A 22,183-nucleotide genomic window follows, 5' to 3' on the forward strand; every position below is an offset into this window, starting at 1 on the left:
CGGTGAGCCCTGTCGTGCCGCCCCGCCCGATGGCGCCGCAGCAGGCCCCGCGCAACAGTCAGCCCCAGCCCCAGCCCGGCCAGCAGCCCCAGAGGCCACCGCAGCCGGTGCATCGCGGACGGGAACCGCAGCCCGTTTCGGGCTATGATGCCAAGGTCGCCGCAGAATACGAGCTGCCGCCGCTGAGCCTGCTGCTGAACCCAGAAACGATCGAACGTCATCACCTGTCCGATCAGACGCTGCAGGACAATGCGCGGATGCTGGAATCGGTGCTGGAGGATTACGGCGTGAAGGGCGAGATCGTGTCGGTCCGCCCCGGCCCCGTGGTCACCATGTACGAGCTGGAACCGGCGCCGGGTCTCAAGGCGAGCCGCGTGATCGGCCTTGCCGATGACATCGCGCGGTCGATGTCGGCCCTGTCGGCGCGGGTCTCTACCGTGCCGGGGCGGTCAGTGATCGGGATCGAACTGCCCAATGACAACCGCGAAATGGTTGGCTTCCGCGAGATCCTGTCGAGCCGGGATTATGTGGACGGCACCCAGAAGCTGCCGCTGGCCTTGGGCAAGGATATCGGGGGCGATCCGGTTGTCGCAAACCTGGCCAAGATGCCCCACCTTCTGATCGCCGGGACCACCGGGTCGGGCAAGTCGGTGGCGATCAACACGATGATCCTGTCGCTGCTTTACAAGCTGTCGCCGGAGGATTGCCGGTTGATCATGATTGACCCCAAGATGCTGGAACTGTCGGTTTATGATGGCATTCCGCACCTGCTGTCGCCGGTGGTGACCGACCCGAAAAAGGCGGTTGTCGCGCTTAAGTGGGTCGTGGGCGAGATGGAAGAGCGCTATCGCAAGATGTCCAAGATGGGTGTGCGCAACATCGACGGCTACAATGGCCGGGTGGCGGATGCGCTGGGGCGCAACGAGATGTTCGAACGCACCGTGCAGACCGGTTTTGACGATGACACGGGCGAGCCAATCTTTGAGAGCGAAGAGTTCGAGCCCAAGAAGATGCCCTATATCGTCGTGATCGTCGACGAGATGGCCGACCTTATGATGGTTGCGGGCAAGGAAATCGAGGCCTGCATCCAGCGTCTGGCGCAGATGGCGCGCGCGAGCGGCATTCACCTGATCATGGCGACGCAGCGTCCCTCGGTCGATGTGATCACCGGCACGATCAAGGCAAACTTTCCCACGCGGATCTCGTTCCAGGTGACGTCCAAGATCGATTCGCGCACCATTCTGGGTGAGATGGGGGCCGAGCAGCTGCTGGGCATGGGGGACATGCTGTATATGGCGGGCGGGTCCAAGATCATCCGCTGCCACGGGCCCTTCGTGTCGGATGAAGAGGTCGAGGAGGTGGTGAACCATCTCAAGGCCTTTGGCCCGCCGTCCTATATCGGCGGTGTGGTCGAAGGGCCGGACGATGACCGCGAGGCGGATATCGACGCGGTGCTGGGGCTGGGCAACACCGGCGGTAATACCGATGGCGAAGATGCGCTTTATGACACGGCGGTGGCGATCGTGATCAAGGACCGCAAGTGTTCGACTTCCTACATCCAGCGCAAACTGGCCATCGGCTACAATAAGGCGGCGCGTCTGGTTGAACAGATGGAAGATGAGGGAGTGGTCAGCTCGGCCAACCATGTGGGCAAGCGCGAGATTCTGGTGCCCGAACAGCACTGAGTCCGGCGCGTCGCGATTTAGGGCAGTTCTGGTCAGGCAAACGTGATCGGCCGACCCTGATCGGCCAGACCTGATCCAGCGGCGCGCGCGTGCCGCGCGCACAGAGATGTCGGGGACGGGTCAGGCCCGTCCCCTCCGCGCGGATTGCACCCTGACAGTTCAACCCGGGGCGTCCCAGTCCGCGGCGGCCCAGCTTCATCTGCCCGGAAATATCCCGGGGGAGTCGCCCGAACGGGCGGCGGGGGCAGAGCCCCCGGCCTTTGGGCGGGAACCGGCCTGCCCTCTTGATCGTTACCAGCCGGGTGCTTTTATCCAAGGACACCCCGCTGATATCGCATATCCACGCGGTTTGAGGCATCAGACCCCGAGTGAGACAGAGCAGACAGGACAGACCATGAAATTTGCCGCCCTTATGACCGCCGCCGTCGTGACACTGGCCACGACATTGGCCACGGCGCTGCCCGCTGCGGCCGAAAAGCTGTCGCTGAACCAGATATCGGCCTATCTGAACGATCTGCAATCCGCGCAGGGCGCCTTTACCCAGATAAACGAGGATGGATCGATCTCGACCGGGACGATCTATATCAAGCGCCCCGGGCGGGTGCGGTTCGAGTACAACCCGCCCGAAGAGGCGCTGGTCATGGCCAATTCCGGGCAGGTGATCATTCTGGACCGCAAGCTGGGCGGGGCGCCGGAAAGCTATCCGCTGAGCCAGACGCCGTTGAGCATCATTCTGGCGCGCAACGTCAATCTGGGGCAGGCGAACATGGTGCAGGGCGTGAGCTTTGACGGCACGGCCACCACGGTGGTGGCGCAGGACCCCAAGCGGGCGGAATACGGCAGCATCGAGATGAAGTTCACCGGCAGCCCGGTCGAGCTGCGTCAGTGGGTGATCCGGGATTCCAGCGGGTCGAGCACCACAGTGGTGCTGGGGGATCTGTCCCGCACCGAGGTCAGCAATGCGCTGTTCGATGTGCGCAGCGAGCTGGCCAAGAACAACCGCTGACACGGACCGCACAGGCACGGATCTTCGCGGCCTCTTCATTCAGGAGACCGCTGAGGTCGGATGGTCGTTGCCTCAGATTTGCCCCGAGACGTTCTGCAGCCTGCCCGCGCCTGCCCTGAGGCGGGCGCGGGCAGGGTGGCGCAGATCAGCGATCAGCGGGCCGCGCGGCAGTTCACCAGCTGGGCTTCGTAGATCACGGCGCGCTGGCCGACCTCACCTGCGACGCGCATGAGCCAGGCCTTGGAATTGTAGGACCCGCGCAGATAGCCGGTGCGCCCTTCGTGATAGGCGAGGTAGTGGTTGCGCGCGTCTGACATGGGGATGCCCAGCCTGTCGCGGGACTGTGCCATGTACCAGCCCATGAAGTCGGTGGCATCGTCGATGCTGTCGCGCCGGGCGCGGCTTTTGCCGGTGGCCACAACGTATTCGTCCCAAGTGCCGTCCAGCGCCTGCGAATAGCCGAAGGCCGAACTTTGACGTCCGACCGGGATCACCCCGAGCGAATACTGGAACGGTGTGCGGGCATCGCCGATGAATTTGCTTTCCTGGTAGATCGTCGCCATCTGAACGGGCATCGGGACGCCCCATTTACGCTCGGCCGCGCGGAAGGCGCGGGTATAGTGGGGGCGCTCTCTGACGATTGCGCAGGCGTCATCCAGGTTGCGGGGCGCGGAATAATCCCCGCCGCCGCAGGATGCCACCAACAGCAAAATCACCAGTGCGCGAAGAGTTCTGCTCATATGCCTCTCGCTTTTTTGTAGATTTTTTTATTTTGCAGAAGTGTAGCCGATCATCGCCCGGTGGGAAATCACAAATCCATCAAGGGCGGATTCCCCCGCTTTGCCGTATCCGGGGTGCGTCGGGGCTGCCGATGTGGGTACCGCCCTCGCCCTTCATGCGCGCAGGTTCAGAGTGCGCGCAGGTTAGGGCGGTGCGGCCTGCGTGCCCGGCAAGAGGGCACTGGATCTGCCCATGCGGGTGTTTTGCAGCGCAATATGTTCCGCCGTTGGACAAGCTGCCATTGAAAGGTTTAAAAGTCCTCTGTAGAGGCGAGAGATCATGCAGACCCTGAGCGCAAAATATCATCTTGGACAGGTTGTCCGCCATCGCAAGCACCCCTTCCGGGGGGTGGTCTTTGACGTGGATCCAGAATTCAACAACACCGATGAATGGTATGAGGCGATTCCCGAAGAGAACCGTCCGGTCAAGGAACAGCCCTATTACCATCTGCTGGCGGAAAACGATCAGAGCTTTTACGTGGCTTACGTGTCAGAGCAGAATCTGGTTGCGGATTCGTCAGGTGAGCCGGTGGATCATCCGGATATCCCCGATCTGTTCGGGGCCTTCCACGACGGCAGCTATGAGGTGCATTTCCAGATGAACTGAGGCGGACGCGCTGTTTGCGCGGCTGTTACGGGGGCGCTGCCCCCGTCGCCTGACCGGCGACTCCCCCGGGATATTTCCGGGCAGATGAAACCGGGGGCGGCGATGGGGGTCGGGTCGGGTTTCGCTCAGTCGCTGTGAACAAGTTTGAGGAAGGTTTCGATATCCTCTGGGCGGATCGACCAGTCGCAGACGAAGCGGGCGGTCAGCATTTCGCTTGGATCTGTGCCGTCGGGCGCACCGCTGACGTTATACTGCGCGCCTGCGGCCTTGGCGCGCTGGTGGACGGCGCGGGGCAGGGCTGCGAAGATCATGTTGGCTTGCGCGTCGTTCTTGATGTCAGCGACGCCTTGCAGGCCGTTCAGAAGTTGGGCGCTGCGGGTGTTGGCGGTTTGTGCCAGATCGCGCCAGAGGTCCTCTTGCAGATAGGCGGCCATCTGTGCCGCGAGGTAGCGGTGTTTCGAGAAGAGATGTGCGCCGCGCTTGCGGCGCAGTTCGAACGCCCGGGCATGGGCGGGGTTGAAGAAAATCACCGCCTCGACCCCCATCAGCCCGTTCTTTGTGCCGCCGAAGACGGCGACGTCGATGCCCAGTTTCCACGACATTTCGGCCGGGGTGCAGTTCAGCGCGACGCAGGCATTGGCAAAGCGGGCACCGTCGAGATGCACCGGCAGGTCGTAATGTCGTGCCACGGTGGTCAGGGCGAGCAGGTCATCAAGGCTGTAGAGGTTGCCCTGTTCCGTGACCTGGGTGATCGAGACCGGGCCGCGCTGGGGGCCGTGCACGCCACGGTTGCCCTGACCCTTGATCGCGATGCGCAGGGCGTCGGGGGTCATGCGGTCGCTGCCAGGTACAAGGGTGAGTTTCGCGCCGCCGGTGTAGAATTCCGGGGCGTTGCATTCATCCTCGTGGATATGCGCGACGGGCGAGCAGAAGACCGTGTCATAGGGCTGGCAGAGGGTGGCCAGCGCGAGGGAATTGGCGGCGGTGCCGGTGGCGACCAGATGGACCGACGCCTCGGGGGCTTCGAACAGGGTGCGGATCTGGTCGGTGACCTGATCGGTCAGGGCGTCACTGCCGTAGGAGCCGACATGGCCGGTGTTTGCCTCTGCCAGTGCGGCGAGGACCTGCGGCGGGACGGGCCCGGAATTGTCGGAGGCAAAGAACATCAGATCGGCTCCTCGATGATATAATCTTCCCAGTCTTCTTCGTTCACTTCGAATTCGGCGACGGTGCGGTGCTGCATTGATATGCCTGCGTCATGGACCGAGTCCGGCGTGCCCGAGATCAGCGGGTGCCAGTCGTAGAGCGGTTTGCCTTCGGCCAGCAGGCGATAGGCGCAGGTTTTGGGCATCCAGTAGGCATGGGTGTCGATGTTGGAGGGTTTGAGCACGATGCATTCCGGCACGAACTGGTGGCGGATCGGGTATTGCGCGCAGCGGCAGGTGGTGTCGTCGAACAGGCGGCAGGCGACCTTGGTCAGTTCGACCTGACCGGTGTCTTCGTCCTCAAGCTTGTTCAGGCAGCATTTGCCGCAGCCGTCACACAGCGCCTCCCATTCCTCGGGGGACATCTGGGTGAGTTTCTTCTTTTCCCAGAAGCGTTTCTTGAGGCCCTTGCGGGCGATGGGATCGGTCATAAAGCGTCCAGAATCTGGCGGGTGCGGGTGACGTCGGCGTCCATCTGGGTGATGAGGGCGTCGAGAGAGTCGAACTTCTCTTCGCCGCGCAGATAGTGGACGAGGGCGACAGAGAGCGTGGCGCCGTAGAGATCGCCGCTGAAATCCAGCAGGAAGGTTTCGAGATTGGCGGTGTTGATGCCAAACATCGGGCGTACGCCGATGGAGGCTGCACCCTGATAGCGGCCCTTGTGCGGGCCATCCATCACCTCGACCAGCACGGCATAGACGCCGAATTTGGGCGGGTGGAGGCCGTCGATGCTCATGTTCGCAGTGGGATAGCCCAGTTCGCGGCCGCGCTGTTCGCCGGTGATCACCTTGCCCTCGATGCGGTGCCAATGGCCGAGCTGATCGGCGGCATCTCGCGGGCGGCCCTCGGCCAGAGCGGTCCGGATCGCGGTGGAGCTGACCTGACCGGTGGTGTTTTCCAGCAGCTCTGCGATCGTGACGCCAAAGCCCATTTCGGCGCCGAAGCGTTGGAGATCCGCCGCCGTGCCGGCGCGGCCCTTGCCAAAGCAGAAGTCGGCGCCGACGACGACGTGCGAGAGGCCCAGACCATCGGCCAGCACCGTGCGGGCAAAAGCCTCTGGCGTGAGGGCGGCAAGGGCGGCGTTGAAATTCAGCTCGTAGAGCTTGTCCACGCCCAGCTTGGCCAGCCGCGAGGCGCGGGCGGTGGAGCCCATCAGTCGGAAGGGTTCAGAGGCGGGCAGGAAGAATTCACGGGGATGCGGCTCGAACGTCACGACGCCCAGCGGGGCGGAGGGGGAGGCCTGCCGTGCCAGGTCGATGACCGAACGGTGGCCCAGATGCACACCGTCGAAATTGCCGATCGCGGCGCTGGCGCCCCGGTCGCGTGTTTCGACGAATTGATAATCCCGGATGATCCGCATGGGGCCGAGGGTTAGCCGGGCATCACGGGCAGCGCAAGGCGGTATGACCCGGATTTGATGCGGCGCTGCTTCTGAGCGGCGCAGGTTGCCGGGAGGTGTCCGTTTTTGCGTCAGTCGAACTTGCGACTGGGGGCGAGAACCATGGCTTCGCCGATCAGGACCTTTTTGCCATCGACGGCGCAGTGGCATTCCAGTTTCACCCGCCGCTTGGCAAGGTCGATGTCGATCACCTTGACCTCGGCATAGACCATGTCGCCGGGGCGCACGGGGGCGAGGAATTTCAGCGTCTGACCCATATAGACCGTGCCATGCCCGGGAAGCTGTTCGCCGATCACCGCAGAGATCAGCCCGGCGGTCAGCATGCCATGAGCGATTCGCCCCTCGAAGATCGTGTCCCGGGCGTAGTCATCATCCAGATGCACCGGGTTGCGATCGGTCGAAACCTCGGCAAAGAGTTCGATGTCGCGATCCGTCACCTGTTTGCGCAGGTGCCGGGTCATGCCCATCTCGATATCCTCGATGCAGATTGTTCCACGCGGCAGGTTGTCGAACATGTCAGACTCCATCTTTAACGACCCGGTAACAAAAGGGCATGTTTGCGCCTAAATATGGAAATATTATTACTTCGCAGGTGCAGAAAATCAAGCTCTACCTTGGGTCAGGGCCTGTTTATTGCCGTTTTGAGCCAAATTTTGCCGGGTTCCCGTCGAGTAGGTAGCGGCGCCCCACCCTTCCTGGTCGGTCGAAAGGCTACGCAGTGCCGTACTTTTAACCCCGAATCGCAAGTCGAGCGGGGTGCCGCGTTGCATCCGGTCACAGGGGAAACGGCGGCGCAATGTTGCGCCGCCGCGCCTGGTGTCTGTGCGGCTGGCCGCAGCCCTGCCGGAGCTTTCAGCGCAAGAAGCCGATGGCAAAGGTCGGTGCGGTCTCTGCACGATCAAGATAGGCCTGCAAGGCGTCCGGTTCTGGCTGATCGGTGGTCTTTGTCTCGGCTGCGGCCAGACCTCCGGTGATGAACAGCGAATCTATATCCTCGCCCATGGCGCCGGAGATATCCGTGTGGATGCCGTCGCCGATTGCGAGGATCCGGGCATTGCCCACCTCGCGGCCGAGTTCGGCCAGACGGCGGCGGGCGAGGTCATAGATCGGCGGATGCGGCTTGCCGAAATAGAGGCTTTCGCCGCCCATTTCTGTATAGAGCTTGGCCAGCGCACCGGCGCACCATTCGCGCGACTCGCCCCGGTCGACGACAATATCAGGGTTGGCGCAGAGCAGTTTCAGCCCCATCTGCTTGGCCAGCAGGAACTGCGGGCGATAAACGGCGGGGTCGGCATGGGGGTCTTCGGGGCCGCAGCAAATGATCCCCTCGGCCTGATCCAGCGGCACCTGCGTGATGTCGACCGGGTCGGTGACAACCTTGAGCGGGGTGAAAAAGCCCTGATCATGGGGCTGGCCGATGAACCAGACCTTTTGTCCGACAGCCCCTTCAAACATGGCCGCGCGTGCGGAATCGCCGCTGGTGGTGATGGTGTCCCAGGCGTCGGTGGGCACGCCGAACTTTTCCAGCTGCTTTTCCACGTTGGTGCGTGGCTGGGGCGAGTTGGTCACCAGCACCACGGTGCCCCCCGTCTTGCGATAGGTCTGAAGCGCCGTGACAGCAGAGGGGATCGCCTTGACCCCGTCATGCACGCAGCCCCAGAGATCGACGAACAGCGCGTCATATTGGCGGGAGATTTCAGAGAGGGACTGGATCAGTCGGGTCATTGCAGGGTCTTTCAGATGACTTCGGGAATGCGGTCAGATATGACCTGCCATTGCCGATTTTGCCACAGCCTGATTTGACGCAAAGATGCGAATCCTTTCGTCATTTACGGCGCGCTAATGGATTTGATGTCTTACTGAGCGATCTTCAAAGCGGAGGACGCTATGGGAAATTCAAAAAATATATTCGCAAATGCAAGTTTCACACGTGACCGCGACCAGTTTCTGCGGGAATTGATCCGGGAATTATGTTCCGTTCTCGAAGCGACGGTCGGCGTGCGCGAGGCGGAAGGATTTATCGCGCTGGTCGGCGGGCGCATGGGCGAAATCATGAACCGCGAATATCGCACCGAGGCGGGACAGAAAAAGCTGGATCTTTGCCAGATCGCGGATGCGCTTGTCGATCTGAAACGGCGCATAAACGGAGGTTTTTCAATCGAGAGCATCGATGAGAGGCAAATCGTTCTGGTCAACACCGCCTGCCCTTTTGGTGACTATGTCAAGGACCGGCCATCCCTTTGCATGATGACCTCAAACGTGTTCGGCAGAATTGCCGCTGACAATCTGGGTTATGCCAATGTCGAATTGAAAGAGACGATTGCGCAGGGAGATGCGGGATGTCGAGTCATCATCCGTTTTGAAGAATGTGAAAGCGGACGTGACTATTTCGGTTGAAAGCCCGGCCGTTGCCGCCCGGCTTGAAAGTGTGTTCGAGGCGCTGGGACAATGCGCGCTGATCGTTGATGCGCAGGGCGCGATTCTGGCGGCCAACCCGATGTTTTGCAAACGCGCCAAGGTGCACCCTGACGGCGATTCGGTGTCTGGTCAGCACCTTTCGGATTTCTTTTGCGGGACCTGGGCAGAGCTCGCCTCGGATATGCGCTCTGCCGCCTCTTCGAACCGGGTCACGTTCGAACTGCTGGGGGGGGCTGCGGATCCTCCTGGCAGGATAGGGTTCCACGTGTCGGGAATGCGGGGCGGTCGGGGAAACGGGAATCAGTTCCTGATGGTCGAGACAAGTTCGGATCACGTGAGCGAAAAATTTGTGGCGCTCAGCCGCGAACTGACGGCGGCCAATCAGAAAGCCGCGAAGGTTCACCGAAATTACGCGGTGCTTGAAAACAGCTATCAGGAGTTGGAGCGGTTCAGTTATTTCGCAGCGCATGACCTGCAGGCGCCGCTGCGCAATATCGCAAACTGGCTTGGGTTTCTGAAAGAGGATTTCGGCGCGGGCCTGCCATCGGAGGCGTCAGAATATCTGGAGATGGCCGTAAATGCGGCACAGAGGATGCAGGAGCTGATTGATGCCCTGTTGACGCTGGCCCGCTCTGACACGGTAGAGATGCGCAAAGAGGAAGTCTGTGTGGCCGAGGCGCTGCGTGATGTGGTCGCGACGCTGGATTTGCAGATCACCGAAGCGGGGGGGCGGATCGAGTTTGGCGAACCCCTTGGGAGCGTGATTGCAGATGCGGCACTGTTTCGGTTGCTTTTGCAGAACCTTTTGGGCAATGCGCTGAAATACCGCGCGGCGAGCCGGGCGCCTGTTATCCGTATGGAGCGGATCGCGGCGCCGTCAGAACGTGCGGGACTTTATATCATCGATAACGGGCTTGGGTTCGAGGATCAGTACAAGCATCAGATCTTTCATCCGTTCAAACGGTTGTTCGCAGCGTCAGAGATCAAGGGCAGTGGCGTGGGACTCGCCATTTGCACGCGGATTTGCAAGCGTCACGGCTGGCAGCTGACAGCGCAAGGGGTGCCGGGTCAGGGGGCCACCTTCAGGATTGTCCTTGCCGGGGAATAGAGCATCCCGCCTTGACGTTGAATCGCTTGCTGAGTGTCGGCTGCGCCTCCAACGCAAAAAACCGATGAGTGTGTTGCAGGTTATGGGTGGGACGCAATAGGGCCCTGTCAGGGGTCTGACGCCTGAGATGTGTCGCAGCTGAACCGGCGGCTGGCGCGCAAAAAAAGGGATGGCGATCGCCATCCCTTTGCGTTTTGACAGGCTCAGACCTTGAGGAAAGGAATGATCTGTTTCTTGCGGCTCACGATGCCGGGCAGGACAACGGTATCGCCGCTGACAGTGACGCCAAAGCTTTTCTCCGCAATGGTCTTTACCAGATCGTTGGGGATGAGCAGCGTCGCTTCTTCTTTCAGTATGTCCACCACAAAGAGCAGCACCTGATCGGCGCCGTCCTCTTTGGCCACCTCGACCATCGAGGCCATCAGGCTGTCCTTGCGGTCCAGCACGACCCGGGGCGCGGTGGTTTCCAGCACGGAGACGCGCAGATCCTTGCCGTCGACGGTGTATTCCTTGGAATCCATCCGCAGCAGTTCCGCATCGCTGAAATGCGAGATGTCGGATTTGGCGGCAAACATTTCGGCGGCATAGGTCGGAATGTCGATTCCCAGCTCAGCGGCCAGCGCCCGGGCTGCGGCCTTGTCTTCGTCTGTCGTGGTGGGGCTGCGGAATTCCATCGTGTCCGACAGGATGCAGGTCAGCATCGCACCTTTGATGCCGCGGGGGGCCTTTTCCAGATCGTCGCCGATCATCTTGTACAGGATCGTGGCGGTGCAGGCGAGCGGTTCGATGCGGATCTCGATCGGGCCTTTCGTCTCAAGCCCGCCGACCAGTTTGTGATGGTCGATGATGCCGCGAATGTCGGCCTTGTTGATCGAGGCGGGCAGTTCGGCGGGGTTGTTGGTGTCGACGATGACCACCGGGGCGCCTTCGGCCACGTCCGAAATGATCTCGGGCTTGTCGAGGTTCCAGTGGGTCAGCATGAAGGCCGCTTCGGTGTTCGGCTCGCCCAGCAGGACCGGCTTTGCCTCTTCGCCGCGAATCTGGGTCAGGTACCAGGCCCAGATGATCGGGCTGCCGGTGCTGTCGGTATCGGGGGATTTGTGGCCAAAGACTTGCGTCGTCATGAGGGGTCCTCGCGGTTGCGGAATGCGGTGTCGCGGGGGTTATATGGGGGCGCGTGCGGCTTGTCACCTGTCTGTGCGGCGCTGCGGCATTGGGGGCGTCGCAGTGGGGGCCAGCCCCCACACCCCCGGGATATTTGGGGGCAGATGAAGGTGTTTGGGAAGAAAGAGGGGGAGCGTAGTTTTATGCGCCGCGTGAGAGGTCGAAGGCCTTGCGCATGACCGTGGGCAGGTCAGTGGGGCTGAAATCCTCGGGGTCGATGAAGTCGCCCCGGGTTGGCTGGCGTTCCATCGGGACCAGCGCGGTTTTGACCGTCAGGCGCAGGTGGAAATGGGTGAAGGTGTGGCGGGCCTCACCGGGGATCGTCTTCCATTCGGCGCGGATCGGAGGGGCCTCTTCGGGGGCGTCGTTCCAGTCGGAGCCGGGCCAGCCGAGCATACCGCCGAGCAACCCCTTGTCCGGGCGGCGTTCCAGCAGCCAGGCGCCATCGACGCGGCGCACGAGGTAGGCGATGCCGAGCCGCGTGGGCTTGCGCGCCTTGGGGGATTTCTTGGGCAGCTCTGTCTGTGTGCCCATGGCCCAGGCGGCGCAGGAGGGGCGCCAGGGGCAGAGGCCGCAGGCCGGGTTGCGGGGCGTGCAGATCGTCGCGCCAAGGTCCATCACGGCCTGCGCATAGTCGCCGGGGCGCAACTGGGGCGTCAGGGCGCGGGCGTATTCGGTCAGGATCGGCTTGGCGGCGGGCAGGGGCGTGTGTTCGTCATAGAGCCGCGCCATCACGCGTTCGACGTTTCCATCGACGACAGTTTCGGGCAGGTCATGGGCGATGGCCGAGACGGCGGCGGCGGTATAGGGGCCGACGCCGGGCAGGGTGAGCAGGACTGCGGGGTCGTCGGGAAAGACACCGTTGTGATCACGCGTCACCACGCGGGCACATTTCAGCAGGTTGCGCGCCCGGGCGTAATAGCCAAGGCCGGCCCAGGCTGCCATGACATCGCCGTCTTCGGCGGCGGCAAGGTCGGTGACATGGGGCCAGCGGGTTGTGAACGCTTCGAAATAGCTTTTGACGGCGGCGACGGTGGTCTGCTGCAGCATGATTTCAGACAGCCAGATGCGGTAGGGGTCTGGACGCTGACCGCTGGCGCGCTCCGCCGGGCCGACGCGCCAGGGCATGGCGCGGGCATGGCGATCATACCATTCGAGCAGGTCTGCAGGATCGGCGGGTTCACGCGGCTTTGACATAAGATTGAACATGTCCCAAGGGTCGGGGGGTCATCCGGGCTGGTGTCTGTGGCCCGCGTCACTAGAATAGCACCTTGAGAGGGGATTCAACCCATGGCCAAACGTCCGAGCAGTACACGCGGATTCGCCCGCACCTCGTCCCTGCTTCAGGGGCAGATCCGGCGTACCAGTGAACAGCGCGGCTTTGCCCAGTCGCGGCTGCTGACCCACTGGGCGGAAATTGCGGGTGAGGATATAGCCGCCATGTCCCGCCCGGTCGAGGTAGGCTATGGCCGGGGCGGCATGGGGGCGACGCTGACGCTGCTGACCACCGGTGCCAATGCGCCGATGTTGGAGATGCAGAAGGTCAAGCTGCGCGAAAAGGTCAATGCGGTTTACGGCTATAACGCCATCGCGCGCATTCGCATCACCCAGACCGCCGCCACCGGTTTTGCCGAGGGGCAGGTGTCGTTTGACCACCGCCCCAAGGCGGCAGGGCCGACGGAGCCGGATGCGGCGACCGTGGAACATGCGCGGGCCACCACGGGTGGCGTTGCGGATGAGGGGCTGCGTTCAGCGCTTGAACGTCTGGCCACAAACATCATAACCAAGGCAAAAGACCGGGGCCACGGCTCTGTCTGACTGGAAAAAGGACATACCTCATGAAACGGATTCTCCCCGTCGCGCTGCTGGCGCTTGGTCTGATTGCAGGGGGCAGCTGGCTGCTGACCCAGCCGAGCACTTCGGGCGGCACAATCACCCTGCCGGGTGCCGCCAGCGCGCAGGACGCTGCAAGCACGCCCGCGAGTGATGTCGTGATCAACGACATGTATCTGGGCGAGGCCGATGCGCCGGTCGAGGTGATCGAATATGCCTCTTTCACCTGCCCGCATTGCGCGAATTTCCACGCCACCGCCTATGACCAGCTCAAGGCGAATTACATCGACACGGGCAAGATCAAGTTCACCTACCGCGAAGTGTATTTCGACAAGTTCGGCATGTGGGCGTCGATGATTGCACGCTGCGAGCCGACCAAGTTCTTTGGCATTTCGGACATCCTGTATGACGAGCAGAGCGATTGGGCGCGTGCGGGATCTGACGGCGCCATTGCGGATGCATTGCGCAAGATCGGCCTGAAATCCGGGATCGGTCAAGAGCAGCTGGATGCCTGCCTGAATGACGGCGACAAGCTGAAAGCGCTTGTGGGCTGGTATCAGGAAAACGCCACCCGCGACGCGATCGAGGGTACGCCGACCTTTCTGATCGACGGGCAGAAGTATTCCAACATGAGCTACGAAGATTTCGCGGCCATTCTGGACGAAAAGCTGGGCGAATGACCTCTGCCCCCAAAGGCCCGCTGGCCGGATTAAAGGTCATTGAGCTTGCGCGTATTCTGGCCGGCCCCTGGGCCGGTCAGACCCTGTCGGATCTGGGCGCCGAGGTGATCAAGATCGAGGCACCGCAGGGCGACGACACCCGCAAGTGGGGGCCGCCGTTCATCGACCGGGACGAGGATCACACCGCCGCCTATTTTCATTCCTGCAACCGCGGCAAGACCTCGGTCATTGTGGATCTGGCCAGCCCCGAGGGGCAGGAACAGATGCGCGATTTGGTGCGGGATGCCGATATCCTGATCGAGAATTTCAAGGTTGGGGGGTTGAAGAAATACGGCATGGATTTTGCCAGCCTGTCCGAGCTGAACCCGGGGCTGATCTATTGTTCGATCACCGGGTTCGGACAGGATGGCCCCTATGCTCATCGCGCGGGCTATGATTATATCATTCAGGGCATGTCCGGGCTGATGTCGATCACCGGCGATCCCGATGGTCAGCCGCAGCGCGCAGGCGTGGCGGTGACGGATATCTTTACCGGCGTCTATTCGGTGACAGGGATTCTGGCGGCGCTTTATCAGCGCTCGGTGACCGGCAGGGGCCAGCATATCGACATGGCGCTGCTGGATGTGGCGGTGTCTGTGACGGCCAATCAGGCGATGAACTATCTGGCCACCGGCACGCCGCCGGGGCGGACCGGGAATTATCACCCGAACCTGACGCCCTATCAGGTGTTCGACTGTTCCGACGGTTTCATCATCATCGCGACAGGCAATGATCCGCAGTATCAGCGGCTTTGCGGGCTGTTGGAGCTTGAGGAGATGGCGCAGGACCCGATGTACCTGACCAATGCAGACCGGATCGCGAACCGGGCCGAGATGACCCGTCGGCTGAGCGAGGCGACACTGCGCATGACCAAGGCCGGTCTGCTCGCCGCCTGCGAAGGGGCGGGCGTGCCCGCCGGGCCGATCAACGACATGGCCGAGGTGATGGCTGACCCGCAGGTGCAGGCGCGCGGCATGCAGATTTCACCCGAAGGTGTGCCGGGCCTGCGCGCGCCGTTCAAGTTTTCGGATGCGGATCTGGTGCTGGACAAGGCGTCGCCCAAGCTGGGCCGCGTCTGAGGGCTGCTCAGCCCGCGGCCTTTGGAGGGCCCTTTGGTTCACAGGCGATCCCATCGCCATCGCGATCCAGTCCGTAAATATCGCTTCCCACAACAATCACCGGCCCCGTCACATAGGCGGGGCCGTTTCCGTTTCCGCCTGCGCAGTCAACATCTGAGGCGATTGGAACACAGGCCTTGGCATAGTTCGGGTCGCAGGATTGTGCCATGGCGGTGGTCGTCATCAGAAACAACGACAAAAACGATAAAACGGAAGCATTCACGAAATATCACCCAGTGAAAGCGCCCCGCCTGATACTCTGATCGCTTGTTCGCGGCCTGTCGACTGCGCCGCCAACGCGAACAAGCGATCAGAGTGTTTCAGGTTAAAAGCGGGACGTTACAACAAATTCTTAATCTTTATTAACTGGGTGATGTGGTTCGACTGTTCAAGTGATGGTCAATTGGGGGAAAGGTGATCCACCACAGCCAGATGCTGGGCCAGCCTGTCAACCTCGGCCAGCCAGCTTTCCACCAGCGTGGCATCGCCTGGGGCGGCGGAGACGCCTGCCGGAATGTCCCCGGACATGACCGATTCGACCGCCAGCGACACCGGGATCGACACGAGCCGCGCCATTGCCGTGCTCTGCGTATCCCCCCAGGCGTCCATGACATAGGTCTTGTGCCAGACGGTCTTGTCCCCCGACCCCGCCTTAAGCGAGACGCACATGACCACGCGGTCCGGTTCGCCCTCATCATAGGCGTGGTCGGCCCAGAACTGATCGGACATCTCTTTCAGACGCGCATCGCCTTCGGGACCTTTCAGGGTTTCGACCTCGCGGAAGATATCCGACCAGGCCTCGGCCCACCCGTTCAGGCGCAGCGTGCCGCGCACAAAATCCTTTACCTTCCAGGTGGGATCAAAGTTATAGGCATCCATGAAGGGCACGGAATCGCGGTTGGGATAGACCTCGAACGCCTCGGGAACCTCCAGCGGCGCGTCATAGCTGCCCAGAGCATCCCAGGGCCGGTCCACGCGCAGCTCTTCGAAATCCCTGATCGAACGGGAGGGCGAGCGCAGCGCCTTGAGCACGCCCAGAGGAGACCAGCTGAACTTGTAGCGAAAGGGGTTCGGATGCTTGGGCACACCGCCGCAGTACGAGGTGAAGGACAGCAGGTTGTCGGCGTCGTAGGCATCGGAATTGCGATAGTCTGCCACCAGATGATGCGCCATCAGATGGTCGATGCCCGGGTCAAGTCCGACCTCATTGACCAGCGCCACACCTTTCAGCTGCGCCTTGGCATGCAGGCTGCGCATTTCGGGCGCAATATAGGACGAGCTGACAAAATGCGCCGCCTTTGAGATGGCCAGTTCCGCCAGCGGCACATGCCAGTCGGCGGGCAGCATGGAGACGACCACATCGCCGGGCTGCAATTCTGCCTCCAGCGCATCGATCTCGAACTCATGGATGCGCTGGGTCAGATCCCCCACGGCATCCTCGGCCTTGTCCAGCGTGCGGTTCCACACCGTGACCTCATGTCCTGCCTTGATCAGCCGCCGCAGACCGGGCACGGCCGAAAGGCCGGTGCCACACCAGTGAATCGTCATGCTGTCACCTTTTTGCTGTGTTCTTCAAATTGTGCATGGGCCCGCGCCCAGACGCCGGAGTGCAGATGGTCCAGGGTCATCAGAGAGGGCAAGAGCTGGCCCGCATAATCGGCCGAGGATTCCACGGGCAGCATCGAGGGCAGATTGTCGATGGCCGTCACATCCAGCGGCGGGGTGTCATGGACGCGCAGTGCCGGTTGGTCCCATGTGGTTGTGCGGTCATAGACCTTGATCGGAGAAAAGTCGCTGGTGGGATCACAGGCGATGTCGCCGATCACCGTCAGCTTGCGCTGCACGGCGCCGCTGTCGGCAGGCACAAAGACCGGCGCGCCGGGGCGGGCGAGGATGCAGTTGAGAAAGATTTCATGCGCCAGCACTTCGGGGAACGGGCCACCATGGGCTGTCTCTGCCAGATCCCAGCCGGTGACGGGCACATCCATTTCCGCGCAAAGATCGCTGGCCCCGGTGCCAACCCGCCCCAGAGCGCCGATCACCAGTGCACCTGGGCGGCGGGACAGGGGGGCAAGGCCGTTTTTGAGATCGACCAGCAACTCTTCGGCAGATCCATAGGTGCCGACAGGCGGGCAGATCCCGCCGTTTTGCTGAGCGATCCAGCATTTCAGCGCCACAGCAGCCCCCGCGTAACCCGCCCAATAGCCAAAGGCCGCAACCCGGCGCCCTTCGGCATCGGTCAGATATTCAAGATCATAAAGCGTGCCACCTCCCGACTTGAACCGCTGCAGCAGACGCTGGCCGTCCGGCTGCCCCTTGTAGGCGTGGCCGAACATGATGTGGCGGTGGCGCAGCGGCGTGCCGTCATCTGGCAACTCTTTGAGGCCAAAGATCATCGCGTTGTCGGGGGCCTCGGTCCAGCTGCCCTCGGGCGCGATTTCGGCCCCTGCCTGCTGATAGCCTGCCATCGGAACGGCGCGCTGGCCGCTTTCCTCGAACGTGACGCGAAAGCCCTTGGCGATCAGCGCACGCACGCCGTCTGGCGTGACGCCAACGCGCTCTTCGTTCAGGCGCTGTTCGGCGCGCACCCACAGATGTACCATATGTCCCATCCCCTGATTTTTGGGGACAGTAGCGCGGAATGCCTCAGGCTTAAAGATGTGTCCGGGCGTGGTGGCGGTCCGGGTGATCCAGATGCGGGAGGGCGTTGAACTGCATCAGGACGAGCCCGGTCGGCAGAGGCTGGTAGCGGTGCAGGGAGGTGTTCTGGATCGCAAGGCAGGCATGGGCGAGGGCGCGCAGATCCAGACCCATCGTGATGCGCATGGTCATGCCGATCAGACCACCCGAGGTCACAACAAGCGCGCGCCCGGGACCATCGGCAATCTCGGTCAGGACATCGCGCACGCGGCTTTCGAAATCGGCAAAGCTTTCGGGTGCGCCGTCAAGTTTGCCCTCCTGCCAATAACTCAGAAGCACCGGCATATGGCGCAGAAAACCCGGCCGGTCGGTGGGAATCGCAATGCCGTGCTGTGTCGCCATCAGCTGTGACAGGGTGAAATATTCCAGCTCGTTCAGGCGCGGGTCCAGAACCACATCTTCGGCGGCCATCTCGACAGCCGTTTCCTGATGCCGCCGCAGGGTGCCGGCATAGACCCGGGCAAAGCCTTCGCCGCTGTCGCGCAGATGCGCGCCCAGCCAGCGCGCCTGCTGCCGGCCCAGATCGCTCAGCCGGTCATAGGCGACCTCGTCCTTTGCCGTGGAATTGGCCTGACCGTGGCGGACAAGGGTGATGTGCGGCATGGGGCGCTCCTTTTTCCGCAGGGTTTAGACGGGCGGGCGGGGCTTGGCCACCCTGCGCTGCCCCGCTGTTTCATCTGTCCGGAAATATCCCGGGGGAGTCCGCAGGACGGGGGCAGAGCCCCCTCTTTGTGCCACCTCCCGGCGTTCAAGTGGTCGTTGGCTTTGGGTGAAAAGGGATAAGAGGGGGCTGGTTGCAGCGGCGCGATCCCCTTCCGGTCCTAGCGCCGCGCGAGAGGGTCGGAGCGAGGGGCGCTGCCCCTCACACTCCCCGGGATATTTGGGGGCAGATGAAGCGGAGCCTGTGGTTTGACCTCTGCGTCTTACAGGTGTCTATCTGGGGCAAATTTAGCACAGGAGAGCCGCCATGATTCCCGTCCAGCCACAAAGATTCCTTGAGGACCTGCACGCCCTGCGCGCCTTTGGCGCCGCCGGGGTCGGCAAGGGGGTGGTGCGTCCTGCCTTTTCAGAGGCGGATATCGCGTCGCGGGACTGGCTGGCGGGCAAGATGCAGGAGGCGGGGCTGACGCCGGTGTTCGATCCGCTTGGATCGTTGTTCGGGCTGGCCGAAGGGCCGTCGCTGCTGATGGGGTCCCATTCTGACAGCCAGCCCGAAGGCGGCTGGCTGGATGGGGCGCTGGGCGTGATTGCGGCGCTGGAGGTGGCGCGGGCGTCAAAGGAGGCCGGGGGTCCGGCGGTTTCGGTTGTGTCGTTTCAGGATGAGGAGGGGCGGTTCGGCGTCACGACAGGATCATCCGTCTGGGGCGGCAACATCAGTCTTGAGCAGGCCGACAAGCTGGTTGACGGCGACGGCGTGAGCCTTGCCGAAGCGCGCGCGGCCATGGGTGCGCGGGGCGGTGATTTTGTGGACCCCGCCCGGTTCAGCGGCTTTATAGAGATGCATATCGAACAGGGGCCCCACCTTATCACCTCGGGTGAAAAGGTAGGTGTGGTCGGGGCGATTGTCGGCATTCGCGACATGAAGGTCACCTTTGGCGGGCAGCAGAACCATGCAGGCACCACGCCGATGGAGCTGCGCCGGGATGCGTTTCAGGGGCTTTCGGCCTTTAACGCCCGGATCAACGAACGATTCCGCAACGTGGTCACCCCCACGACGGTCTGGACCATCGGTCATGTGTCGCTGTATCCCAATGCCTCGTCCATCGTGCCGGGGCGTGTGACGTTTTCGATGCAGTGGCGCGATGGCGACAGCGACCGGCTGGGCCGGATGGAGGAGATCATCCGCGATACGGCGGCGCAGGTGGCGGCCGAGATGGGTCTGACGCTCGACTACGGCCCGATGCTGGGGCTGGAGCCGGTGGCGATGGATGCGCGGCTGCGCGGTGCGCTGGAAGCGGCGGCAGAGGCGGAGGCGCCCGGGAACTGGCGTGTGCTGCCCTCGGGGGCGCTGCATGATGCGACCAATGTGGCGCGGCTGATGCCGGTTTCGATGCTGTTCGTGCCGTCGATCGGCGGCATTAGCCATGACTTTGCCGAGGATACGCAAGAGGCGGATCTGGTGACGGGGCTGAATGTTCTGGCCCGCGCGGTGGCCGCGCTGTAGTGCGCTCAGCGGTGCGCTGAGGCCCGTGGGCCGCGCGGACATCTCCTCTGATACAGGCTTGGGTCAGGCTGCGCACGACCTGACCGGCCGCGCGCGGGTCAAAGTAGTTCTTGACCTGTGATGCCAGATCGCAAGGATTACCGGTAACGGCCCAATGCTGAACGAGCTGCACAAGCGGCCGGAGACTCCGGGGAACCGGTGTGGGAGGAGAGATATTGGCGTATATGTCCGAGGGCGCGGAAGGTCTGCGCTCAATCCCGGCTTTGCTGCGGCGCAATGCGGAACAGCACGGCGCGGCTCCTGCGTATCGGGAAAAGGAATACGGCATCTGGCAAAGCTGGAGCTGGGCCGAGACCGAAGAACAGATCGAAGCGCTTGCGCTGGGCCTGCTGGATCTGGGCGTGGCATCGGGGGATTTTGTGGCCGTGATCGGGCGCAACCGGCCCTGTCTGTACTGGTCCATGGTGGCGGTTCAGATGCTGGGCGCGGTGCCGGTGCCGCTGTATCAGGACGCCTCTGCGGAAGAGATGGAATATGTGCTGATCCATTGCGGTGCGCGCTTTGTCATCGTCGCGGATCAGGAGCAGGTGGACAAGGTCATCGACGTGCAGGCGGCGCTGCCGCAGTTGGAAGAGATGATCTATCTGGATCCAAGAGGGCTGCGTAAATACGACCATGCCCATCTGCGCGCCTATCGCGACGTGCAGGAGGCCGGGCGCCAGCGGCGCGGTGATCTGGGGGCGGAGCTTGCGCGGCGGCGGGCGCGGCTGGGGTATGACCACACCTGCGTCATGCTGTATACCAGCGGGACGACGGGCAAGCCCAAGGGTGTGGTGCTGTCCAACCGCAACATCATCGAAACGGCCAAGGCATCGTCGGAGTTCGATCGTCTGAAGGTCGGGGAAGAGGTGCTGGCCTATCTGCCCATGGCTTGGGTGGGGGATTTCATCTTTTCCATCGGGCAGGCTTACTGGGCGGGGTTCTGCGTGAACTGCCCCGAAAGCCCCGAGACGATGATGACGGATCTGCGCGAGATTGCGCCGTCCTATTACTTTGCCCCGCCCCGGGTGTTCGAAACGCAGCTGACCAGCATCATGATCCGGATGGAGGATGCGAGCGCACTGAAACAGCGGTTGTTCCATCATTTCATGGCGGTGGCGCGCCGGGTGGGGCCACGCATTCTGGACGGCAAGCCGGTGTCGTTTCTGGACCGGCTGCACTATGGGCTGGGCGAGTTGCTGGTTTACGGACCTTTGAAGAACACGCTGGGGCTGTCGCGTGTCCGGGTCGGCTATACCGCAGGAGAGGCGATCGGGCCGGAGATATTCGATTTCTATCGCGCCTTGGGGATCAACCTTAAGCAGCTTTATGGTCAGACAGAGGCGAGCGTGTTCATCACCCAGCAGCCGGATGGAGAGGTGCGTTCGGACACGGTGGGTGTGCCCTCGCCCGGGGTCGAAATCCGGATCGCTGAGAGCGGCGAGGTGTTCTATCGCTCGCCCGGGGTGTTCGTCGAGTATTACAAGAACGCGCAGTCAACGCGCGATACCAAGGATTCCGAAGGCTGGGTTGCGACCGGGGATGCCGGGTTTATCGAAGAGGCGAGCGGGCATCTGCGGATCATCGACCGGGCCAAGGATGTGGGGGCGATGGCGGATGGCGCGCTGTTCGCGCCAAAATATGTCGAGAACAAGCTGAAGTTCTATCCCAATATCCTTGAGGCGGTGGTCTTTGGTGCCGGGCGGGAAAAATGCTGTGCCTTCATAAACATAGATCTGACGGCTGTGGGCAACTGGGCCGAGCGCAACAACATCGCCTATGCGTCCTATCAGGAACTTGCCGGACATAAGCGGGTGCTGGAGATGATCCAGGGCCATGTGGAAGAGGTGAACGCAAGCGTGGCGCAGGATGACATGCTGTCGGGCTGTCAGGTGCATCGCTTTCTCATATTGCACAAGGAGCTGGACGCCGATGACGGAGAGCTGACCCGCACTCGCAAGGTGCGCCGCAAGATTATTGGGGAGAAGTTCCAGGATCTGATCGCCGCGCTCTATGGTGAGGAGGGGTCGGTGTATACCGAGACGGAAGTGACCTATGAGGACGGGCGCAAGGGCAGGATCACTGCGACGCTGGAGATCAAGGATGCGAAGGTTGTGCCGGTAACGGCGGCACGGATGGCAGCGGAATGATGTTTCTGCATCCGGTGTGACGCTTTTGGCAAACGACAAGGCGCCCGGAGCGATGTCCGGGCGCCTTGTAATTTGTATTGTAAGCGTTT

The 22,183-nt window shown here is 62.3% G+C and carries 22 protein-coding genes; 10 read left to right on the forward strand and 12 right to left on the reverse strand.

Features of this window, described 5'->3' with window-relative positions:
* Positions 1-1,685, forward strand: a 1,685-nt coding sequence (locus P775_RS08930) for a DNA translocase FtsK (protein WP_281256066.1), incomplete at its 5' end; no start/stop codon positions are given.
* A 394-nt stretch (positions 1,686-2,079) separates the two neighbouring features.
* Positions 2,080-2,691, forward strand: coding sequence for a LolA family protein (locus P775_RS08935; protein ID WP_099910671.1), 612 nt, complete (start codon positions 2,080-2,082; stop codon positions 2,689-2,691).
* A 152-nt stretch (positions 2,692-2,843) separates the two neighbouring features.
* On the opposite strand, the gene P775_RS08940 is transcribed toward P775_RS08935, so the two are convergent.
* Entirely contained in the window at positions 2,844-3,431 is a 588-nt protein-coding gene (locus tag P775_RS08940; RefSeq protein ID WP_099910672.1) for a transglycosylase SLT domain-containing protein, read from the reverse strand.
* Positions 3,432-3,750: 319 nt separating this feature from the next.
* On the opposite strand from P775_RS08940, the gene hspQ reads away from it, so the two are divergent.
* Entirely contained in the window at positions 3,751-4,077 is a 327-nt protein-coding gene (gene hspQ, locus P775_RS08945) for a heat shock protein HspQ (RefSeq protein WP_099910673.1), read from the forward strand.
* Between the two features lie 125 nt (positions 4,078-4,202).
* On the opposite strand, the gene P775_RS08950 is transcribed toward hspQ, so the two are convergent.
* The 5 genes from P775_RS08950 to P775_RS08970 all read right to left on the reverse strand — a co-directional run bounded on the left by P775_RS08950 (position 4,203) and on the right by P775_RS08970 (position 8,406).
* Positions 4,203-5,243: a threonine aldolase family protein gene (locus P775_RS08950; protein ID WP_099910674.1), complete on the reverse strand. Its 1,041-nt coding sequence runs from the start codon at positions 5,241-5,243 to the stop codon at positions 4,203-4,205.
* The gene (locus P775_RS08955) at positions 5,243-5,713 is read right to left on the reverse strand and encodes a YcgN family cysteine cluster protein (RefSeq protein ID WP_099910675.1); all 471 of its coding nucleotides are present in this window, start codon (positions 5,711-5,713) and stop codon (positions 5,243-5,245) included. Before P775_RS08955 ends, P775_RS08950 begins: the two co-directional genes overlap by 1 nt.
* Positions 5,710-6,642, reverse strand: a complete 933-nt coding sequence (locus P775_RS08960; RefSeq protein ID WP_099910676.1) for a bifunctional riboflavin kinase/FAD synthetase — start codon at positions 6,640-6,642, stop codon at positions 5,710-5,712. The genes P775_RS08955 and P775_RS08960 overlap by 4 nt, the downstream gene beginning before the upstream one ends.
* Positions 6,643-6,752: 110 nt before the next feature.
* On the reverse strand, positions 6,753-7,196 hold the full coding sequence (locus P775_RS08965; RefSeq protein ID WP_099910677.1) for a MaoC family dehydratase: 444 nt from the start codon (positions 7,194-7,196) through the stop codon (positions 6,753-6,755).
* A gap of 337 nt (positions 7,197-7,533) precedes the next feature.
* Entirely contained in the window at positions 7,534-8,406 is an 873-nt protein-coding gene (locus P775_RS08970) for a TIGR01459 family HAD-type hydrolase (RefSeq protein ID WP_099910678.1), read from the reverse strand.
* A gap of 162 nt (positions 8,407-8,568) precedes the next feature.
* On the opposite strand from P775_RS08970, the gene P775_RS08975 reads away from it, so the two are divergent.
* Both P775_RS08975 and P775_RS08980 read left to right on the forward strand, forming a co-directional pair.
* A complete protein-coding gene (locus tag P775_RS08975; RefSeq protein ID WP_099910679.1) occupies positions 8,569-9,078 on the forward strand; it encodes a methanogen output domain 1-containing protein in 510 nt (169 codons plus the stop codon).
* A complete protein-coding gene (locus tag P775_RS08980) occupies positions 9,062-10,207 on the forward strand; it encodes a sensor histidine kinase (RefSeq protein WP_180287385.1) in 1,146 nt (381 codons plus the stop codon). The genes P775_RS08975 and P775_RS08980 overlap by 17 nt, the downstream gene beginning before the upstream one ends.
* A 203-nt stretch (positions 10,208-10,410) precedes the next feature.
* On the opposite strand, the gene P775_RS08985 is transcribed toward P775_RS08980, so the two are convergent.
* Together P775_RS08985 and P775_RS08990 are read right to left on the reverse strand one after the other, a co-directional pair.
* A complete protein-coding gene (locus tag P775_RS08985) occupies positions 10,411-11,331 on the reverse strand; it encodes a manganese-dependent inorganic pyrophosphatase (RefSeq protein ID WP_099910681.1) in 921 nt (306 codons plus the stop codon).
* Between the two features lie 181 nt (positions 11,332-11,512).
* Positions 11,513-12,580: an A/G-specific adenine glycosylase gene (locus P775_RS08990; RefSeq protein ID WP_245875615.1), complete on the reverse strand. Its 1,068-nt coding sequence runs from the start codon at positions 12,578-12,580 to the stop codon at positions 11,513-11,515.
* Positions 12,581-12,661: 81 nt separating this feature from the next.
* On the opposite strand from P775_RS08990, the gene P775_RS08995 reads away from it, so the two are divergent.
* Genes P775_RS08995 through P775_RS09005 form a run of 3 tightly spaced genes read left to right on the forward strand, consistent with a single transcriptional unit; the run spans position 12,662 to position 15,002 of the window.
* Positions 12,662-13,189 (forward strand): DUF721 domain-containing protein, encoded by a 528-nt coding sequence (locus P775_RS08995; protein ID WP_099910682.1) that lies wholly within the window; start codon positions 12,662-12,664, stop codon positions 13,187-13,189.
* Between the two features lie 20 nt (positions 13,190-13,209).
* Entirely contained in the window at positions 13,210-13,884 is a 675-nt protein-coding gene (locus P775_RS09000; protein WP_099910683.1) for a DsbA family protein, read from the forward strand.
* Positions 13,881-15,002, forward strand: a complete 1,122-nt coding sequence (locus tag P775_RS09005; RefSeq protein WP_099910684.1) for a CaiB/BaiF CoA transferase family protein — start codon at positions 13,881-13,883, stop codon at positions 15,000-15,002. The genes P775_RS09000 and P775_RS09005 overlap by 4 nt, the downstream gene beginning before the upstream one ends.
* 7 nt (positions 15,003-15,009) lie before the next feature.
* On the opposite strand, the gene P775_RS29790 is transcribed toward P775_RS09005, so the two are convergent.
* The 4 genes from P775_RS29790 to P775_RS09025 form a co-directional block, all read right to left on the reverse strand.
* A complete protein-coding gene (locus P775_RS29790; RefSeq protein WP_425439896.1) occupies positions 15,010-15,225 on the reverse strand; it encodes a hypothetical protein in 216 nt (71 codons plus the stop codon).
* Positions 15,226-15,440: 215 nt separating this feature from the next.
* Positions 15,441-16,589 carry a saccharopine dehydrogenase family protein gene (locus P775_RS09015; RefSeq protein WP_099910685.1) on the reverse strand — a complete coding sequence of 383 codons (1,149 nt, stop codon included), beginning with the start codon at positions 16,587-16,589 and terminating at the stop codon, positions 15,441-15,443.
* A complete protein-coding gene (locus P775_RS09020; protein ID WP_099910686.1) occupies positions 16,586-17,644 on the reverse strand; it encodes a saccharopine dehydrogenase in 1,059 nt (352 codons plus the stop codon). The genes P775_RS09015 and P775_RS09020 overlap by 4 nt, the downstream gene beginning before the upstream one ends.
* Positions 17,645-17,693: 49 nt before the next feature.
* Positions 17,694-18,344, reverse strand: a complete 651-nt coding sequence (locus P775_RS09025) for a histidine phosphatase family protein (RefSeq protein ID WP_099910687.1) — start codon at positions 18,342-18,344, stop codon at positions 17,694-17,696.
* 364 nt (positions 18,345-18,708) lie between these two features.
* Here P775_RS09025 and P775_RS09030 point away from each other — a divergent pair, with 364 nt between their 5' ends.
* Both P775_RS09030 and P775_RS09035 read left to right on the forward strand, forming a co-directional pair.
* Positions 18,709-19,905, forward strand: coding sequence for a Zn-dependent hydrolase (locus P775_RS09030; RefSeq protein WP_099910688.1), 1,197 nt, complete (start codon positions 18,709-18,711; stop codon positions 19,903-19,905).
* Positions 19,906-20,129: 224 nt separating this feature from the next.
* Positions 20,130-22,094, forward strand: a complete 1,965-nt coding sequence (locus P775_RS09035; protein ID WP_099910689.1) for an AMP-binding protein — start codon at positions 20,130-20,132, stop codon at positions 22,092-22,094.
* Positions 22,095-22,183 lie beyond the last annotated feature (89 nt).

This window comes from Puniceibacterium antarcticum (assembly GCF_002760615.1).
Classification (GTDB): domain Bacteria; phylum Pseudomonadota; class Alphaproteobacteria; order Rhodobacterales; family Rhodobacteraceae; genus Puniceibacterium; species Puniceibacterium antarcticum.

Coding starts and splice junctions, on each gene's coding strand:
- P775_RS08935 (WP_099910671.1), top strand. CDS start 2,080: ATGAAATTTGCCGCCCTTATGACCGCCGCCGTCGTGACACTGGCCACG.
- P775_RS08940 (WP_099910672.1), bottom strand. CDS start 3,431: ATGAGCAGAACTCTTCGCGCACTGGTGATTTTGCTGTTGGTGGCATCC.
- hspQ (WP_099910673.1), top strand. CDS start 3,751: ATGCAGACCCTGAGCGCAAAATATCATCTTGGACAGGTTGTCCGCCAT.
- P775_RS08950 (WP_099910674.1), bottom strand. CDS start 5,243: ATGTTCTTTGCCTCCGACAATTCCGGGCCCGTCCCGCCGCAGGTCCTC.
- P775_RS08955 (WP_099910675.1), bottom strand. CDS start 5,713: ATGACCGATCCCATCGCCCGCAAGGGCCTCAAGAAACGCTTCTGGGAA.
- P775_RS08960 (WP_099910676.1), bottom strand. CDS start 6,642: ATGCGGATCATCCGGGATTATCAATTCGTCGAAACACGCGACCGGGGC.
- P775_RS08965 (WP_099910677.1), bottom strand. CDS start 7,196: ATGTTCGACAACCTGCCGCGTGGAACAATCTGCATCGAGGATATCGAG.
- P775_RS08970 (WP_099910678.1), bottom strand. CDS start 8,406: ATGACCCGACTGATCCAGTCCCTCTCTGAAATCTCCCGCCAATATGAC.
- P775_RS08975 (WP_099910679.1), top strand. CDS start 8,569: ATGGGAAATTCAAAAAATATATTCGCAAATGCAAGTTTCACACGTGAC.
- P775_RS08985 (WP_099910681.1), bottom strand. CDS start 11,331: ATGACGACGCAAGTCTTTGGCCACAAATCCCCCGATACCGACAGCACC.
- P775_RS08990 (WP_245875615.1), bottom strand. CDS start 12,580: ATGTTCAATCTTATGTCAAAGCCGCGTGAACCCGCCGATCCTGCAGAC.
- P775_RS08995 (WP_099910682.1), top strand. CDS start 12,662: ATGGCCAAACGTCCGAGCAGTACACGCGGATTCGCCCGCACCTCGTCC.
- P775_RS09000 (WP_099910683.1), top strand. CDS start 13,210: ATGAAACGGATTCTCCCCGTCGCGCTGCTGGCGCTTGGTCTGATTGCA.
- P775_RS09005 (WP_099910684.1), top strand. CDS start 13,881: ATGACCTCTGCCCCCAAAGGCCCGCTGGCCGGATTAAAGGTCATTGAG.
- P775_RS29790 (WP_425439896.1), bottom strand. CDS start 15,225: ATGACGACCACCGCCATGGCACAATCCTGCGACCCGAACTATGCCAAG.
- P775_RS09015 (WP_099910685.1), bottom strand. CDS start 16,589: ATGACGATTCACTGGTGTGGCACCGGCCTTTCGGCCGTGCCCGGTCTG.
- P775_RS09020 (WP_099910686.1), bottom strand. CDS start 17,644: ATGGTACATCTGTGGGTGCGCGCCGAACAGCGCCTGAACGAAGAGCGC.
- P775_RS09025 (WP_099910687.1), bottom strand. CDS start 18,344: ATGCCGCACATCACCCTTGTCCGCCACGGTCAGGCCAATTCCACGGCA.
- P775_RS09030 (WP_099910688.1), top strand. CDS start 18,709: ATGATTCCCGTCCAGCCACAAAGATTCCTTGAGGACCTGCACGCCCTG.
- P775_RS09035 (WP_099910689.1), top strand. CDS start 20,130: ATGTCCGAGGGCGCGGAAGGTCTGCGCTCAATCCCGGCTTTGCTGCGG.